Source organism: Stappia sp. MMSF_3263, from assembly GCF_030733745.1.
Classification (GTDB): domain Bacteria; phylum Pseudomonadota; class Alphaproteobacteria; order Rhizobiales; family Stappiaceae; genus Stappia.
The window spans coordinates 58,269-73,701 of record NZ_JASHIK010000019.1; the positions used below are offsets into that span (position 1 = coordinate 58,269).

Here is a 15,433-nt window from a genome sequence, read left to right on the forward strand (position 1 = left end):
ATGATCGCGGTCAGCTGCTTCACGGGCAGGACTGTCGCCGTCTTCGGCCTTGGAGGGTCGGGGATCGCGACGGCGCGCGCGCTTCTTGCCGGTGGCGCCAGGGTTGTTGCATTCGACGATAATCCGGCCGGTTGCGAGACGGCGCGCACCGCAGGGATCGAGGTCGCCGACCTGCGCCAGGCCGACTGGACCGGCATCGCGGCGCTGGTATTGGCACCCGGCGTTCCTCTGACCCATCCGCAGCCGCACTGGAGCGTCGATCTTGCGCGGGCGCACGGGGTCGAGGTGATCGGCGATATCGAGCTTTTCGTCCGCGAGCGGAACCGCACTGCGCTGGATGCGCCGCTTGTCGCGATCACCGGGACCAACGGCAAGTCGACGACCACGGCCCTGATCGCGCATGTCCTGAAGGCGGCGGGCCGGGACGTGCAGATGGGCGGCAATATCGGCGTTCCGATCCTGGAACTGGAAGAGGCGAGCGCCGGTCGCATCCACGTGATCGAATGCTCCTCCTACCAGATCGATCTGGCACCCTCGCTTGCGCCGTCTGTCGGCGTTCTGCTCAACATCACGCCGGACCATCTCGACCGACACGGCACGCTTGCCGGTTACGCGGCCGTCAAGGAGCGCCTGATCGCCGGCAGCCGCATGGCCATCGTGGGTGTCGACGACAGCCTGAGCGCGGCGATCGCCGATCGGGCCGGGCAGGGGGGAACCGAGACCCTGCGCATCAGCGCGCGCCATCCGGTGGCCGACGGCGTCTATGCCGAGGGCAGCAGCGTATGGCTGGCGCAGGCCGCGATGCAGACGCCGTTTGTCGACCTTGCCCCGATCACCTCGCTGCGCGGTGCGCACAACGCGCAGAACGCGGCCGCCGCGATTGCTGTTTGCCGGAAACTGGGTCTGTCGGATGAGGAGATCCGCGGCGGACTGGAGAGCTTTCCCGGACTTGAACACCGGATGGAAGTGGTGGCGCGCGCAGGTCGCGTGCTCTTCGTCAACGATAGCAAGGCGACCAATGCCGATGCCGCGGAGCGTGCGCTGGCAAGCTATGAGCGGATCTACTGGATCGCCGGAGGGCGTGCGAAGGCCGGCGGGATCGACAGCCTGCAGCCGTATTTCGGGCGGATTGCCAAGGCCTACCTGATCGGCGAGGCGGCGGATGCCTTCGCCGCCACGCTCGATGGGCGTGTGGCTTTCGAGACTTGCGGCACGCTGGCTGAGGCAACCATGGTGGCCGCGCGCGACGCGGGCCGGGACGCCCATGACGAGCCGGTGGTGCTGTTGTCGCCGGCCTGCGCCTCCTTCGACCAGTTTCCCAATTTCGAGGCCCGCGGGCGGGCGTTTTCCGAGGCGGCACGGTCCGCCGCCTCGCGCCACGCCGGACAGGAGGTTGCCTGATGGTCAGCCGCGCAGATCGCAGTCCCTTTGCCGAATGGCTCTGGACCGTCGACCGGTATCTGGTTGCCGGCTTCATCATCCTCATGATCGGCGGCATCGTCCTGTCCTTCGCCGCCAGTCCGGCGGTGGCCGAAAGGCTCGGGATCGACAGCTATCATTTCATCAAGCGGCAGGCGATGTTCCTGCTGCCGGCTCTCGCCTTGATGCTGGCGATCTCGGCCCTGAGCCCGCGCATGGTGCGCCGGGCCGCTCTCCTGCTCTTTGCGGTCGCGCTGGTGATGATGGTGGCGACACTCTTCATTGGTCTGGAGGCCAAGGGCGCCCGGCGCTGGATCAACCTGCTCGGCTTCTCGATCCAGCCCTCGGAGTTTCTCAAGCCCGCACTGATCGTTCTGGTTTCCTTCCTGCTGTCGGAAGGAGGTCGCCGGCCAGAGGTTCCCGGCACCCTGTTCTCGCTGCTGCTGTTCATCATGGCGGCCGCCTTGCTTGTCGCCCAGCCCGACTTCGGCCAGACCATGCTGCTGGCCCTGGTCTTCGCGGCGCTGATCTTCCTGAACGGCCTGTCATGGATGGCAATCGTGCCGATCGGCACGCTCGGCATCGGCGGCCTTGTCGCCGCCTATGTCATGCTTCCGCACGTGCAAAGCCGTGTCGACCGGTTCCTCGATCCAAGCTCGGGCGATACGTTCAACATCGACCGGGCGATCGAGGCCTTCGTCGCGGGCAGCTGGTTCGGCCGCGGGCCCGGCGAGGGCACCATCAAGCGCGTCCTTCCGGAAAGTCACACCGATTTCATCTTCGCTGTCGCCGCGGAGGAGTTCGGCATCGTCGTCTGCCTGCTGTTGCTTCTGGTCTTCACCTTCGTGGTGCTGCGCGGGCTCTCGCACGCCGCACAGGACAGCGACCCCTTCGGCCGGTTGGCGACCGCAGGACTGATGGTGCTTTTCGGCATCCAGGCCTGCATCAACATGGCGGTGAATCTCAACCTGATGCCCGCCAAGGGCATGACCCTGCCCTTCATCTCCTATGGCGGTTCCTCTCTGCTGGCGACCGCCATCTCGATGGGCTTCGTCCTGGCGCTGACGCGACGACGCCCGCAAGCCTCACGCTCCGACAGCGTGGTCGTCTCGCGGCTGTCTCCCGCCAGCCTGTCGTAAGCGAGGCGTCATGACACGGACGTTTCTCCTTACCGCCGGCGGTACCGGCGGCCATCTCTTTCCCGCGCAGGCGCTGGCCGGCGAACTGGTCCGGCGCGGCCATGTGGTGGAACTTGCCACCGATCACCGGGTCAGCGACTACGGCTCCGACTTTCCCGCCCGTGCGGTTCATGTGGTTTCCTCGGCGACGCTGGGTGGGCGGTCGCCCGTCGCGCTCGTGCGCACAGCGTGGAAGCTCGGCAAGGGGCTTTTGCAGGCGCGCGCGCTGATCCGACGTCTGCGGCCCGATGCGGTGGTCGGCTTCGGCGGCTATCCGACCTTCCCGCCGATGTTCGCGGCCTTCCTTGCCGGCGTGCCGAGCGTGCTGCACGAGGCGAATGCGGTGATGGGCCGAGCGAACCGGATGCTTGCCGGTCGCGCGAGCGCGGTGGCGACGAGCTTCCCGCTTGTGGGAGAGGCCGCCGGAGAGCATGCGGCCAAGTCGGTGCGAACCGGCAACCCCGTGCGCGAGGCGGTCATCGCGGCAAGCGGAACGCCCTATTCGGCGCCGCGCGCCGGCGAGCCCTTCGACCTTCTGGTCTTCGGCGGATCGCAGGGTGCGCGTTACTTTTCCCAGGTGATGGCGGGTGCGCTGGAGTGTCTTGCGCCGGAAACCCGTGCCCGTCTTGCGCTGGTACAGCAGTGCCGCGCAGAGGACATCGACACTGTGCGCTCCGCGTGCGACCGGCTTGGTGTGACGGCGGAACTCGCGCCGTTCTTTTCCGACATGCCGGCGCGGATTGCCGGCGCGCATCTGGTGCTGTGCCGCTCGGGCGCTTCCAGCGTCAGCGAGTTGGCCGTGATCGGGCGACCGTCGGTGCTGGTCCCATTGCCGCATGCACTGGACAATGATCAGGGCCGCAATGCGGAAGTGCTGGCGCGTGCCGGCGGTGCCTGGCCGGTCAACCAGGCCGAATTGAGCCCGGAACGGCTCGCGGCGTTGCTCACCGAGCTGATGGATACTCCGGAGCGTCTCGCGCAGGCGGCGGAGGCCGCGCGCGCTGCGGGTCGTCCGGATGCGGTCTCGCTGCTTGCCGATCTTGTCGAACATGTCGCCGCGAGGACGCCGCTGGACGCGCTTGCGGCGCGCGAAACCCAAAACGGAGACGCATCATGAAGATGCCCCAGGACCTTGGTCCGGTTCATTTCATCGGTATCGGCGGCATTGGCATGAGCGGCATCGCCGAAGTGCTGCACATGCTTGGCTACACGGTGCAGGGATCGGACCTTTCCGAGAGCGCCAATGTCAAGCGGCTGCGCGACAAGGGCATTGCGGTGAAGGTCGGTCACGACGGCGCCAATATCGGCGACGCCCGTGTCGTTGTCGTCTCCTCGGCGATCAAGCGCGACAATCCCGAGCTGATCGCCGCGCGCGAACGGTTCCTGCCGATCGTGCGCCGCGCCGAGATGCTGGCCGAGCTGATGCGCTTCAAGCAGGCGATCGCCATTGGCGGCACGCACGGCAAGACGACGACCACCTCGATCATCGCCGCCGTGCTCGATGCCGGCGGTCTGGATCCGACCGTCATCAACGGCGGCATCATCAACGCCTACGGTACCAATGCGCGCATGGGACAGGGCGACTGGATGGTGGTGGAGGCGGACGAAAGCGACGGCACCTTCGTCAAGTTGCCGGCGGATATCGCCGTCGTCACCAATATCGATCCGGAGCATCTCGACCACTACGGCGACTTCGACGGGGTGCGCGACGCCTTCCTGCAATTCGTCGAGAACGTGCCGTTCTACGGTTTCGCGGTGATGTGCCTCGACCATCCGGAAGTGCAGGCCATGGTCGGGCGGATCGAGGATCGCCAGGTGATCACCTATGGCCAGAACCGGCAGGCGGACGTGCGGTTCTTCGACCTTCGCACGCAAGGGGCGGCGTCGGTGTTCTCCGTCGAACTGCGCGACCGGGTTGCCGGCACGGCCGAGACGGTTGAGGACCTGAGCCTGCCGATGCCCGGGCTGCACAATGTCTCCAATGCGACGGCGGCGATCGCGGTTGCCTGGAAGCTCGGCATCTCGCCCGAACAGATCCGCAAGGGCCTGGCCGCTTTCCGGGGGGTCAAGCGGCGCTTCACCCATACCGGCTCGGCGGACGGGATCGAGGTCTTCGACGACTACGCCCATCACCCGGTGGAAATCCGCGCCGTCCTGTCGGCCGCCCGCGCCGTTGCGCCAGGCAAGGTGGTCGCGGTTGTCCAGCCGCATCGCTACACACGGCTGGAAAGCCTGTTCGACGAGTTCTCCGCCTGTTTCAACGACGCGGACCACGTGATCTGCGCGCCGGTCTATGCGGCGGGCGAGGCACCGCGCGAGGGCATCGACCATCATGCGCTTGCCAACGGCATCCGCGCCAGCGGGCACCGCAGCGTCCATGCCATCGCCAGCGAGGACGAGCTTGCCGGCACGGTGGCGCGGATTGCGGAGCCGGGCGACTATGTCGTCTGCCTGGGCGCGGGGAGCATCTCGCAATGGGCCCAGCTTCTCCCCGAAGCGCTGACGGCCGCACGCGGCGGTGCCGGGGCATGAGCTTTCCCGATCTCATCGGCAGGCACGGGCTGGACCGCATCGGGCTGCGAGGCAAGCTGACGGCGAACCAGCCGCTTTCGGCGGTGACCTGGTTTCGCGTCGGCGGACCGGCGCAGCTTCTGTTCCAGCCCGCCGATACGCAGGACCTGGCCAACTTCCTGTCGCACCTGCCGGACGAGGTTCCGGTGCTGCCGGTCGGCCTGGGATCGAACCTGCTGGTGCGCGACGGCGGCATTCCGGGCGTGGTGATACGACTTGGCGCAAAGGGGTTCGGCTCGGTCGTCGTGGAAGGCGACGGTGCAATCCGCGCCGGCGCGGCGGTGCCCGACCGGCGGCTTGCCGAGGCGGCGGCGGAAGCCGGGCAGGGTGGTTTCGCCTTCTATGCCGGCATCCCCGGAGGAGTTGGCGGGGCCCTGCGCATGAACGCTGGCGCGCATGGCAGCGAGACGGCGGGTGTGGTCGTCGAATTGGCCGGCGTCACGCGGGCCGGGGAGATCGTGCGCCTGAGCCGTGCCGACATGGATTATCGCTACCGGCACAGCACCCAGCCCGGCGACACGGTCTTTACCGAGGCAGTGTTTCGCGGAGAGCCGCGCGAGCGCGAGGCGATCCGCGCCGAGATGGCCGACGTCCAGGCCCATCGCGAGGCGGCCCAGCCGATCCGCGAAAAGACCGGCGGTTCGACATTCAAGAACCCCCCGGGACATTCCGCCTGGAAGCTGGTCGAGGCGGCCGGCGGGCGCGGGCTGCAGATCGGCGGCGCCCGGATGTCGGATATGCACTGCAATTTCATGATCAACACCGGCGAGGCCTCGGCGGAAGACCTGGAGCGGCTCGGCGAGACGGTGCGCGCCCGCGTCCTGGAAACCAGCGGGATCGCGCTGGAGTGGGAAATCAAGCGGCTCGGGCTTTGGCCGGACGGGGTCGAGATCGCGCCATTTCTCGGTGCACGACAGGAAGAGGACGCATCCCATGGCTGAGCGCAAGCATGTCGCGGTGCTGATGGGGGGCTGGTCCGCCGAACGCCCGGTCAGTCTGTGGTCCGGCGAAGGCTGCGCGGCGGCTCTTGAACGGGCCGGTTACCGGGTGACCAGGGTCGATGTGCAACGGGATATCGCCGCCGTACTCCAGGAGCTGAGGCCGGATGTCGCCTTCAACGCCCTGCACGGGCCGTTCGGAGAGGATGGCTGCATCCAGGGGCTGCTGGAGATCCTGGGCATTCCCTATACGCATTCCGGCGTGGCCGCTTCGGCGCTCGCCATGGACAAGCAGAAGGCCAAGGCGGTGATGAAGGCAGCCGGTATCCCGGTCGCCGAGCACAAGGTGCTGCACCGGCTTGAAGCGGCCAAGGCGCATGCGCTGCCGCCACCCTATGTCGCCAAGCCCGTGCGCGAGGGATCGTCCTTCGGCGTGCTGATCGTCAAGGAGAATGCCGAGCATCCCCCGCAGGAGCTTTACCGCGAGGACTGGCCCTACGGGGATATCGTCATGGTGGAGCGATACATCCCCGGCCGGGAGCTGACCTGCGCGGTGATGGGCAATGTGGCGCTGGGGGTCACCGAGGTGATGCCGCTCGGCCACGGCTTCTACGATTTCGACGCCAAATATGCGCCCGGCGGATCACAACACGTCCTGCCGGCAGAAATTTCACCATTTGTTTACCAAGAAGTACAGAAACTCAGCTTAAGGGCGCATCAGGCACTCGGTTGCAAGGGCGTTACACGGGCAGATTTCCGCTTCGACGAACAGCGAGGCGGTGGCGGCGAGCTGATCTGTCTTGAAGTGAATACACAGCCCGGAATGACCCAGACCTCGCTTGTGCCGGAGATCGCCGCGCATGCCGGGCACTCGTACGAAGACCTGACCAGCTGGATGGTGGAGAACGCAAGTTGCGGACGATAAAGGCAAAACGGGGTGAGGACATGGTCCTGCCGATCGAGGCGGCGCTCGCGCCGCGCGGTCGCGGCGTGCCCCGATTGCATCGGCGTCCCCTGTGGCGCGCCGCCGGCTTTCTGCAGGACCTGCCCGAGTGGACGGGCACGGCCGGGGCGCTGGCCTTTCTCTCGGCAACGGTTTTTTACGCTCTGGTTGTGGGCGGCTACGCGCGCACGGTAAGCGAATCACTGACGTCGGCGGCCGGATTCGAGATCGCGGCCGTCAAACTTTCCGGCCAGAAGGAAACCACCGAGTTCGAAATTCTCGAGGCGCTGGAAATCCAGGCGGGGACGTCGCTGGCGCTGTTCGATGCCGCGGCGGCGCGCGAGCGGCTTTCGCGGATTCCGTGGATCGAGACGGTTTCGGTGCAGAAGCTCTATCCGGGAACGCTTCAGGTCAGCATCGACGAGCGCGACGCCTTCGCGCTCTGGCAGCGCGGCGACAGCCTGTCTGTGATCGACGCCAAGGGGCAGGTGATCAGCGACGATGTCGACGGGCGTTACGCCAACCTGCTGATGCTGGTCGGCCACGGCGCGCAGCATCGCGGGGCGGAAGTCCTCGACGCGCTCGGCGCCGTGCCGGAACTGCGTTCGCGGGTGCGGGCCGCCCGACTGGTGTCGGACCGCCGCTGGGACCTGCTGCTGGAGAACGGCATCACCGTGCGCCTGCCGGAACATGATGTGGCGCGCGCGCTGGACGATGTGATGCGCATGGACAACGAGACGGGCCTTTTGACCCGGGACATCACCGTCGTCGACATCCGGCTCCCTGACAGGGTGGTCGTGCGGCTGACGGACGAGGCGGCCCTGCGCCGCAAGGCCGAGATGAAGACACGCAGCAAGACGCGACGGTCGGGAGGCGACGCATGAGCCGCCAGAAAACCCCGATCTACCTGCCGCGCATGCGCCCGCTCCCCGGACGCCGTGCGGTCGTCGTGTCGGTTCTTGACATCGGCTCGACCAAGGTCTGCTGCCTGATCGCCAAGCTGAGCCCGCGCAACGACGATTGCGTGCTGCCCGGGCGCACCCATGCGATCGAGGTGCTCGGTTATGGCTATCAGCGTTCGCGCGGCCTGAAGTCGGGCGTGGTGGTCGACATGGATGCAGCCGAACAGGCCATCCGCCTGGCGGTGGACGCGGCCGAGCGGATGGCCGGACTGACGGTGGAATCGCTGATCACCAACGTCACATGCGGCCGGCTGCATTCCGAGATCATCACCGCCAGCGTGGGCCTTGCCTCCGATGCGGTGTGCGAGGCGGACATCCAAAGGGTGCTTTCCGCCGGCAGCGCCCACACGGTCGCCGAGGGGCGGGCCGTCATGCATGCCCTGCCGATCGCCTACACGCTCGACGGCAATCGCGGCATGCGCGACCCGCGCGGCATGATCGGGCGCCGGCTGGGGGTCGACATGCAGGTGGTGACCGCCGAAGTGGCGCCGGTGCGCAACCTGGAGCTTTGCATCAATCGCGGCCATCTCGCGGTCGAGACGATGGTCGCGACCCCTTATGCGAGTGGTCTTTCGACCCTGGTCGAGGACGAGACCGAACTCGGCGTCGCCTGCGTCGACATGGGCGGGGGCACGACGACGCTCTCGGTCTTTGTCGAGGGACAGATGGTTCACACGGACGCGATCGCCGTGGGCGGTCACCACGTGACGATGGACATCGCGCGGGCGCTGTCGACGCGGCTGGCCGATGCCGAGCGGATCAAGACCTTGCAGGGATCGGCACTGCCCAGCGGTGCGGATGACCGCGATCTGATCATGATCCCGCCGGTCGATGCCGACGGCGACCTGCCGCACCAGATCCCGCGCTCGATGCTGACGCGCGTGATCGTGCCGCGGGTCGAGGAAATCATGGAGCTGGTGCGCGACCGGCTGACCGCCTCCGGCTTCGCCGGACGGGTCGGCAAGCGCATCGTTCTGACCGGTGGCGCGAGCCAGCTCACGGGGCTGAGCGATGTCGCGCGCCGGGTTCTCGGCCGTCAGGTACGGCTCGGACGCCCGCTCGGTGTCGCGGGCCTGCCCGAGGCGGCCAAGGGACCTGCCTTCGCTGCCGCCGTCGGCCTGCTGATCTATCCGCAGGTCGCACAGGTGGAACAGTTCCAGCCGCGCGGCGCGGGCACACGTTGGACATTGGGATCGAGCACGCTGGCCAGGGTCGGCAACTGGATCCGCGAAAGTTTCTGAGGCGGGCAACTGCCTCGGAAAACGCCGGGCGCACTCCCGGCGGACGACGAGGGAAACGAGGATTAGTGAAGGAGCCAGAACGGGTCCTTCAAGGGGTCGCGAGGAAGCCATGACCATCAACTTGAAAATGCCAGATCTTCAGGAACTGAAGCCAAGAATTACGGTGTTCGGCGTCGGTGGCGCCGGTGGCAACGCCGTCAACAACATGATCCAGGCCGGTCTGCTGGGCTGCGACTTCGTCGTGGCCAACACCGATGCCCAGGCGTTGGCCAGCAATCACGCCGAGCGTGTCGTCCAGATGGGCGTTGCCGTGACCGAGGGCCTTGGCGCCGGTTCGCAGCCCGATGTCGGCGCGGCGGCGGCCGAGGAGGTCATCGACGAGATCAATGATCACCTGTCTGGTTCGCATATGGTGTTCATCACCGCTGGCATGGGCGGTGGCACCGGTACCGGCGCTGCTCCGGTGATCGCCCGCGCGGCACGCGAGATGGGCATCCTGACCGTCGGCGTTGTGACCAAGCCGTTCCAGTTCGAGGGCGTGCGCCGCATGCGCATCGCCGAAGCCGGCATCACCGAGCTTCAGAAGGCGGTCGACACGCTGATCGTCATTCCGAACCAGAACCTGTTCCGCATTGCCAATGCGCAGACCACCTTCGCCGACGCCTTCGCGATGGCCGACCAGGTGCTCTATTCGGGCGTGGCCTGCATCACCGACCTGATGGTCAAGGAAGGCCTGATCAATCTCGACTTCGCCGATGTGCGCTCGATCATGCGCGGCATGGGCAAGGCGATGATGGGCACCGGCGAGGCCTCGGGCGACAAGCGCGCGATGCAGGCGGCGGAAGCGGCGATCGCCAATCCGCTGCTCGACGAGACCTCGATGAAGGGCGCGCGCGGCCTGCTGATCTCGATCACCGGCGGTAACGACCTGACCCTGTTCGAACTCGACGAAGCGGCAACCCGCATTCGCGAGGAAGTCGATGCGGATGCCAACATTATACTCGGCGCAACCTTCGACGAGAGCCTCGACGGGATCATCCGGGTGTCGGTCGTGGCGACCGGCATCGACAAGGAACTGCGCGAGGACGTCTCGCCGGCCGAGGCCCGCATGGCGGAACTCACCGAGCGGCTGAAGACGATCTCCGATCCTGCCCCGGCGGCCCGGCCGAAGCCGGCCATCGCTGCAACGCGAACGCCCGCCCCGATGCGTGCCGCCGCCGCAGAGCGTATCGAGCAGGAACTCGAGATCCCCGAGCCGGTGCAGGCTTCGACCGACCCGGACGTGGAGATCGCGCCGTTCTCGCCGGCTCCCGGCATGATCGGCGGGGACGCGCCGCTGGCCGACCTCGATGAGGCGGACCTGGCCGAGCCGGTCGCCGATGCGCCCGCCGTCGAGCCCTATATTCCCCCGGTTGCCGAAAGCGTTGCGCAGCCTTCGCGGATGCCCTCCATCGAGGATTTTCCGCCGGTGGCGCAGCGTGAGATGCGGGCGCATACCCGCGTCGAGGACGACGAGCACCATCACGGCGACGAGCGTCGCCCGATGAGCCTGCTGCGCCGCCTCGCCAGCGGCTTCGGCCGTCACGACGAGGACGAGGAAATGGAGCATGCCGCCGGTGTCGAACCGGTGCAGGCCCCGCGCGCCCAGCAGCCCGTCGCCCCGGCCCCGCGGCCCGCTCCCGCTCCGGCGCGCGAGCCCCAGGCGGCGCAGCGTCCCGCCCAGGCCCCGGTCCGGCAGCAGGCTCCGGCCCAGCAGCAGGCTCCGGCCATGCGTCCGGCCGCTCCGCGCCCGGCGGCGCAGGGCGCGGCCGGCCAGCTTGACCTGACCGGTCGCCCGGCTCCGCAGCCGCGTACCCTGTCGGAAGAAGACCAGCTCGAGATCCCGGCTTTCCTTCGTCGTCAGGCGAACTGACCGGGGCTCGTCCTCACGACCCTCCCTCAACGGGCGATCCGGCTCCTCACCGGATCGCCCGCCGTCGGGAGGCTGACTGAAATTCTCTATATTTTTCAATGTCATGAAATTTAATGAACCGTTACAAATCGTAACAAAGCTTTATTTCTTATCCCTCATGCCCTGCCTGTATGGTCAGCCTGCGATTGATCAGGTGCGCGAATCGTGCATCCGCGCCCGGCAACCCTAGATCCTTGGGTATTTTCCGGTCCTGCATCGCTCGCGTCAGGGTTTCAAGGCCATTGCAGACAGGACGATCTGGTGATGAAAGTAGGCTCCGACCGGCAGACGACACTTGCCGGATCCGTCTCTCTGCAGGGAATTGGCGTCCATTCCGGCAATCCGGCCGAAGTCACGCTGCATCCCGCCGATGCCGGCACCGGCTTCGTCTTCGTCAACCGGGATCCTGAAAGCGGCCGCGAGGTCGAACTTCCGGCGCATTGGCGCGCCGTTTCCGCCACCGCCCTTTGCACCGTCCTCGGCGATCCGAAGGCCGGTGGCGTTTCAACCGTCGAACATCTCATGGCTGCCCTGCGCGGACTTGGCGTCGACAATGCCCTGATCGAGATGGACGGGCCGGAAATGCCGATCATGGACGGCAGTTCGGAGGCCTTTGTCGCGGCCATCGATTCCGTCGGCCTGCGCAAGCTTGCCGCTCCCCGCCGCTATATCCGCATCAAGAAGACCGTGCGCGTCGACCAGGGCAGTGCCTGGTGCGAGCTGCGCCCCTTCGACGGATGCCGCTTCGACGTCACCATCGATTTCGACGCGGCGGTCATCGGCCGCCAGTCGATGGTTCTCGATCTCGAGGCGGAGAACTTCCGCAACGAGCTCTGCCGTGCCCGCACCTTCGGTTCGGTGCAGGATGTGGAGAAGCTGTGGTCGATGGGCTTTGCCCTCGGCTCTTCGCTCGAGAACTCGGTGGCAATCTCCGAGGGGCAGGTCCTCAACCCGGAAGGCACGCGCTGGTCGGACGAGTTCGTCCGCCACAAGATGCTCGATGCGGTCGGCGACCTGGCGCTTGCCGGACTTCCGTTCCTCGGGCTTTACCGCTCCTACAAGGGCGGGCACCGGATGAACCACGCCATTCTGGTCGAGCTGTTCGAGAAGGCCGGCAAGGATGCCTTCGAGATCGTCGAGCGCTCTTCGGACCGCACGGCTCCGCCGGTTCACGCCGACGAGCCGCGTCTTGCGGTTGCGCAGGGCGCCTCCTGAGCCGCTGCTTTGCGGCGCTCCGGGTGCGGGCCTCCTCCGTTCGCGGCGGCGACTTCGCCTTCTTGGCCATAAAAAAGCGACAAATGTCCCTCACACGGCGTGACGCGAACGGGTTTTTTCCGTTACAACACGGCCTGGTCGCGGTTTGATGGCGGGCGAGGCGGGGCGTTGCTCCGCTCCCGTCAACCGTCGGGGCGAGTGATCCGGAATGGCAGTGCCCGACAGGGTGTCGGAGTGCGGCACGGGAGCGGCGTCAGCGGCCGGAGCGAGTTGAGGAGTGAGTTTACGTGATGGCGGCAGTGCCCATTTCAAACGCGGACGGATCGGTTTCCGGTCGACTGCGCAGAACGACGATTGCCACGCTTGCCGTTGCCGCGCTGGTGCTCGGCGCCTGTTCCTCGACCGATGACGAAGACTTCGCGACCAACGACACGCCACCGGAAGTCCTGTTCAACGAAGGTCTGGCGCTGCGCAATGACGGCAAGCTGAGCGATGCGCGGTTGAAATTCCAGGAAGTGGACAAGCTTCACCCCTATTCGGAATATTCCCGCAAGTCGCTGATCAATCTCGCCTATCTGAACTACTCGACAGGCAAGTACACCGAGGCGATCACGGCGGCCAAGCGCTTCACGACGCTCTATCCGGGCAATGAAGACAGCGCCTATGCGCTCTATATCATCGGCCAGTCCTATCACAAGCAGATCCCGGATGTGACGCGCGACCAGGAGATGACCCAGCGGGCGCTCGCCGCCTATGGCGAACTGATCCAGCGCTATCCGGACTCCGAGTATGCCGAGGATGCCCGCACCAAGATCCGCGTCGCCCAGGACCAGCTGGCGGGCAAGGAAATGGAAGTCGGGCGTTTCTACCTGAAACGGAATCACCAGATCGCGGCGATCAACCGTTTCAAGGTCGTGGTCACCAACTACCAGACCACCCGTCACATCGAAGAAGCGTTGTTCCGGCTTGTCGAGACCTATTACGCCTTGGGCGTGGTCAACGAGGCACAGACGGCGGCCGCCGTGCTCGGGCACAATTTTCCCGACAGCCAGTGGTACAAGGACGCCTTCAGCCTGCTGAAGACCGGCGGTTATTCGCCGAACGAGGATTCCGGCAGCTGGATCAGCCGCGCGTTCAAGGGCATCTCGCTGTAGCGTTTTCCCGGACGCAGGAATGATCCCGGCGCGGGACGGCTTGCGGGTTTCGTCATTCTGGGCGTTGCGGCGGGGCGCCTCCTGCGGCTACATCTGAAGCGTCATCCTCGCGCGGCGCGCTTTCCGGCGTTGCCGCATCAACCCGGTCCGGTCATCCGCTCGCATGCTCGCCGCGCTTGCCATTCGCGATATCGTCCTGATCGACCGTCTCGACCTGTCCTTCGGCGCCGGCATGTCGGTGCTGACGGGCGAGACGGGTGCAGGCAAATCCATCCTCCTCGACGCGCTCAGCCTTGCGCTTGGTGGGCGCGGCGACGCCGGGCTTGTCCGTAACGGCCAGTCGCAAGGGCAGGTCACGGCCGCCTTCGATGTCCCCATGGCGCATCCGGTGCGCGCGCTGCTGCGCGACAACGACCTGGAGGCGGACGGCGACGTCATCCTGCGCAGGGTACAGGCCGAGGACGGCCGCAGCCGTGCCTTCATCAACGATTCTCCTGTCAGCGTCGCGCTGCTGCGCCAGGCTGGGGGGCTGCTGGTCGAGATCCACGGCCAGAACGAGGCGCGCGCCTATACCGATCCGGCCGAGCACCGGCGTCTGCTCGATTCCTTCGGCGAATGCGATGGCGACCGGGCCGCGGTCAACGCGGCCCATGGCGCGATGCGCAAGGCGTCGAAGGCGCTGGCCGAGCACGAGGAACGGATCGCGGCCGCGCGCCGCGAGGCGGATTACCTGCGCGCTTCGGCCACGGAACTGGCAACGCTGGCGCCGCTTGCCGGCGAGGAGGAGGAACTGGCCGCATCGCGCCAGTCGATGATGCAGGTGGAGAAGATCGCCGGCGATCTTGGCGAAGCCTTCGAGGCGTTGAACGGGACTGCCTCGCCGATTTCGGAGATTGCCTCGCTGTGGCGGCGGCTGGAGCGCAAGGCGGAACAGGCGCCGCAACTCCTTTCGGTTCCCGTCGGTTTCCTTGCCGAGGCACTGGACCGGCTGGAGGATGCAAGGGCCGGACTCGAGGCGGCCGTGCGCGAGACCGAGTTCGACCCGCGTGCGCTTGAAGCAACCGAGGAACGGCTTTTCGCGCTGCGCGCGGCGGCCCGCAAGTATCAGGTCGCGGTCGATGACCTGCCCGACATCAAGGCGCGCTTCGAGGCGGATCTTGCCGCGCTCGATGCCGGCGAGGAGGCGCTTGCCGGCCTCGCCGAGGCGGCTCAGGCGGCACAGGACGACTACGACGCGAAGGCGCTGGCGCTGTCCGCCCGGCGCCGTCAGGCCGGGGCGGCCCTGGAAAGCGCGGTGGCGCGGGAACTGCCGGACCTGAAACTGGAGCGGGCGCGGTTCATCGTGCAGGTGGAGACGGATGCGCAAGAGCGCGGCCGCGACGGCATCGACCAGGTTGAGTTCTGGGTGCAGACCAACCCGGGAACGAAGCCCGGGGCGATGATGAAGGTTGCTTCGGGCGGCGAGCTGTCCCGGTTTCTGCTGGCGCTGAAAGTATCGCTCGCGGACAAGGGATCGGCGCCCACGCTCGTTTTTGACGAGATCGACACAGGCGTCGGCGGTGCCGTGGCGGAGGCGATCGGCAACCGACTTGCGCGGCTTGCCGGCAAGGTGCAGGTGCTGACCGTCACGCATGCCCCGCAGGTGGCCGCAAAGGCCGGAGGACATTTCCTGATCCTCAAGGAGGATGCCGGGGAGGACCGGGTCGCGACGCGGGTGCAGCGCATCGATGTCGATCATCGGCGCGAGGAGATCGCGCGCATGCTGGCCGGTGCAACCATCACCGACGAGGCGCGCGCCGCCGCCGACCGGCTGCTGACCGACGCGCCGGAGGCCTGATCCCGGTCTCGCTCCTGGCCCGGG

At 66.9% G+C, this 15,433-nt stretch carries 12 protein-coding genes; all 12 read left to right on the top strand.

Going from position 1 to position 15,433, the window contains the following annotated elements; genetic code table 11:
- The 12 genes from murD to recN all read left to right on the top strand — a co-directional run bounded on the left by murD (position 1) and on the right by recN (position 15,409).
- Entirely contained in the window at positions 1-1,401 is a 1,401-nt protein-coding gene (gene murD, locus RBB46_RS18325) for a UDP-N-acetylmuramoyl-L-alanine--D-glutamate ligase (protein WP_306030467.1), read from the top strand.
- The gene (locus tag RBB46_RS18330; RefSeq protein WP_306030468.1) at positions 1,401-2,558 is read left to right on the top strand and encodes an FtsW/RodA/SpoVE family cell cycle protein; all 1,158 of its coding nucleotides are present in this window, start codon (positions 1,401-1,403) and stop codon (positions 2,556-2,558) included. Before murD ends, RBB46_RS18330 begins: the two co-directional genes overlap by 1 nt.
- Positions 2,559-2,568: 10 nt before the next feature.
- Positions 2,569-3,714, top strand: a complete 1,146-nt coding sequence (murG, locus tag RBB46_RS18335) for an undecaprenyldiphospho-muramoylpentapeptide beta-N-acetylglucosaminyltransferase (RefSeq protein ID WP_306030469.1) — start codon at positions 2,569-2,571, stop codon at positions 3,712-3,714.
- Positions 3,711-5,129, top strand: coding sequence for a UDP-N-acetylmuramate--L-alanine ligase (gene murC / locus RBB46_RS18340; protein ID WP_306030470.1), 1,419 nt, complete (start codon positions 3,711-3,713; stop codon positions 5,127-5,129). Before murG ends, murC begins: the two co-directional genes overlap by 4 nt.
- Entirely contained in the window at positions 5,126-6,109 is a 984-nt protein-coding gene (murB, locus tag RBB46_RS18345) for a UDP-N-acetylmuramate dehydrogenase (protein ID WP_306030471.1), read from the top strand. Before murC ends, murB begins: the two co-directional genes overlap by 4 nt.
- Entirely contained in the window at positions 6,102-7,031 is a 930-nt protein-coding gene (locus RBB46_RS18350) for a D-alanine--D-alanine ligase (RefSeq protein ID WP_306030472.1), read from the top strand. Before murB ends, RBB46_RS18350 begins: the two co-directional genes overlap by 8 nt.
- A gap of 20 nt (positions 7,032-7,051) precedes the next feature.
- Positions 7,052-7,933 carry a cell division protein FtsQ/DivIB gene (locus RBB46_RS18355; protein WP_306030473.1) on the top strand — a complete coding sequence of 294 codons (882 nt, stop codon included), beginning with the start codon at positions 7,052-7,054 and terminating at the stop codon, positions 7,931-7,933.
- The gene (ftsA, locus tag RBB46_RS18360; protein WP_306030474.1) at positions 7,930-9,252 is read left to right on the top strand and encodes a cell division protein FtsA; all 1,323 of its coding nucleotides are present in this window, start codon (positions 7,930-7,932) and stop codon (positions 9,250-9,252) included. The genes RBB46_RS18355 and ftsA overlap by 4 nt, the downstream gene beginning before the upstream one ends.
- A gap of 109 nt (positions 9,253-9,361) precedes the next feature.
- Positions 9,362-11,164, top strand: a complete 1,803-nt coding sequence (gene ftsZ, locus RBB46_RS18365) for a cell division protein FtsZ (RefSeq protein ID WP_306030475.1) — start codon at positions 9,362-9,364, stop codon at positions 11,162-11,164.
- A gap of 303 nt (positions 11,165-11,467) precedes the next feature.
- A complete protein-coding gene (gene lpxC / locus RBB46_RS18370; RefSeq protein WP_306030476.1) occupies positions 11,468-12,418 on the top strand; it encodes a UDP-3-O-acyl-N-acetylglucosamine deacetylase in 951 nt (316 codons plus the stop codon).
- 290 nt (positions 12,419-12,708) lie between these two features.
- The gene (locus RBB46_RS18375) at positions 12,709-13,572 is read left to right on the top strand and encodes an outer membrane protein assembly factor BamD (protein ID WP_306030477.1); all 864 of its coding nucleotides are present in this window, start codon (positions 12,709-12,711) and stop codon (positions 13,570-13,572) included.
- Between the two features lie 163 nt (positions 13,573-13,735).
- Positions 13,736-15,409 carry a DNA repair protein RecN gene (gene recN / locus RBB46_RS18380; protein ID WP_306030478.1) on the top strand — a complete coding sequence of 558 codons (1,674 nt, stop codon included), beginning with the start codon at positions 13,736-13,738 and terminating at the stop codon, positions 15,407-15,409.
- Positions 15,410-15,433 lie beyond the last annotated feature (24 nt).

Bases quoted from the DNA above. Each gene is read 5' to 3' on its own strand.
- murD (WP_306030467.1), top strand. From the start codon at position 1: ATGATCGCGGTCAGCTGCTTCACGGGCAGGACTGTCGCCGTCTTCGGC.
- RBB46_RS18330 (WP_306030468.1), top strand. From the start codon at position 1,401: ATGGTCAGCCGCGCAGATCGCAGTCCCTTTGCCGAATGGCTCTGGACC.
- murG (WP_306030469.1), top strand. From the start codon at position 2,569: ATGACACGGACGTTTCTCCTTACCGCCGGCGGTACCGGCGGCCATCTC.
- murC (WP_306030470.1), top strand. From the start codon at position 3,711: ATGAAGATGCCCCAGGACCTTGGTCCGGTTCATTTCATCGGTATCGGC.
- murB (WP_306030471.1), top strand. From the start codon at position 5,126: ATGAGCTTTCCCGATCTCATCGGCAGGCACGGGCTGGACCGCATCGGG.
- RBB46_RS18350 (WP_306030472.1), top strand. From the start codon at position 6,102: ATGGCTGAGCGCAAGCATGTCGCGGTGCTGATGGGGGGCTGGTCCGCC.
- RBB46_RS18355 (WP_306030473.1), top strand. From the start codon at position 7,052: ATGGTCCTGCCGATCGAGGCGGCGCTCGCGCCGCGCGGTCGCGGCGTG.
- ftsA (WP_306030474.1), top strand. From the start codon at position 7,930: ATGAGCCGCCAGAAAACCCCGATCTACCTGCCGCGCATGCGCCCGCTC.
- ftsZ (WP_306030475.1), top strand. From the start codon at position 9,362: ATGACCATCAACTTGAAAATGCCAGATCTTCAGGAACTGAAGCCAAGA.
- lpxC (WP_306030476.1), top strand. From the start codon at position 11,468: ATGAAAGTAGGCTCCGACCGGCAGACGACACTTGCCGGATCCGTCTCT.
- RBB46_RS18375 (WP_306030477.1), top strand. From the start codon at position 12,709: ATGGCGGCAGTGCCCATTTCAAACGCGGACGGATCGGTTTCCGGTCGA.
- recN (WP_306030478.1), top strand. From the start codon at position 13,736: ATGCTCGCCGCGCTTGCCATTCGCGATATCGTCCTGATCGACCGTCTC.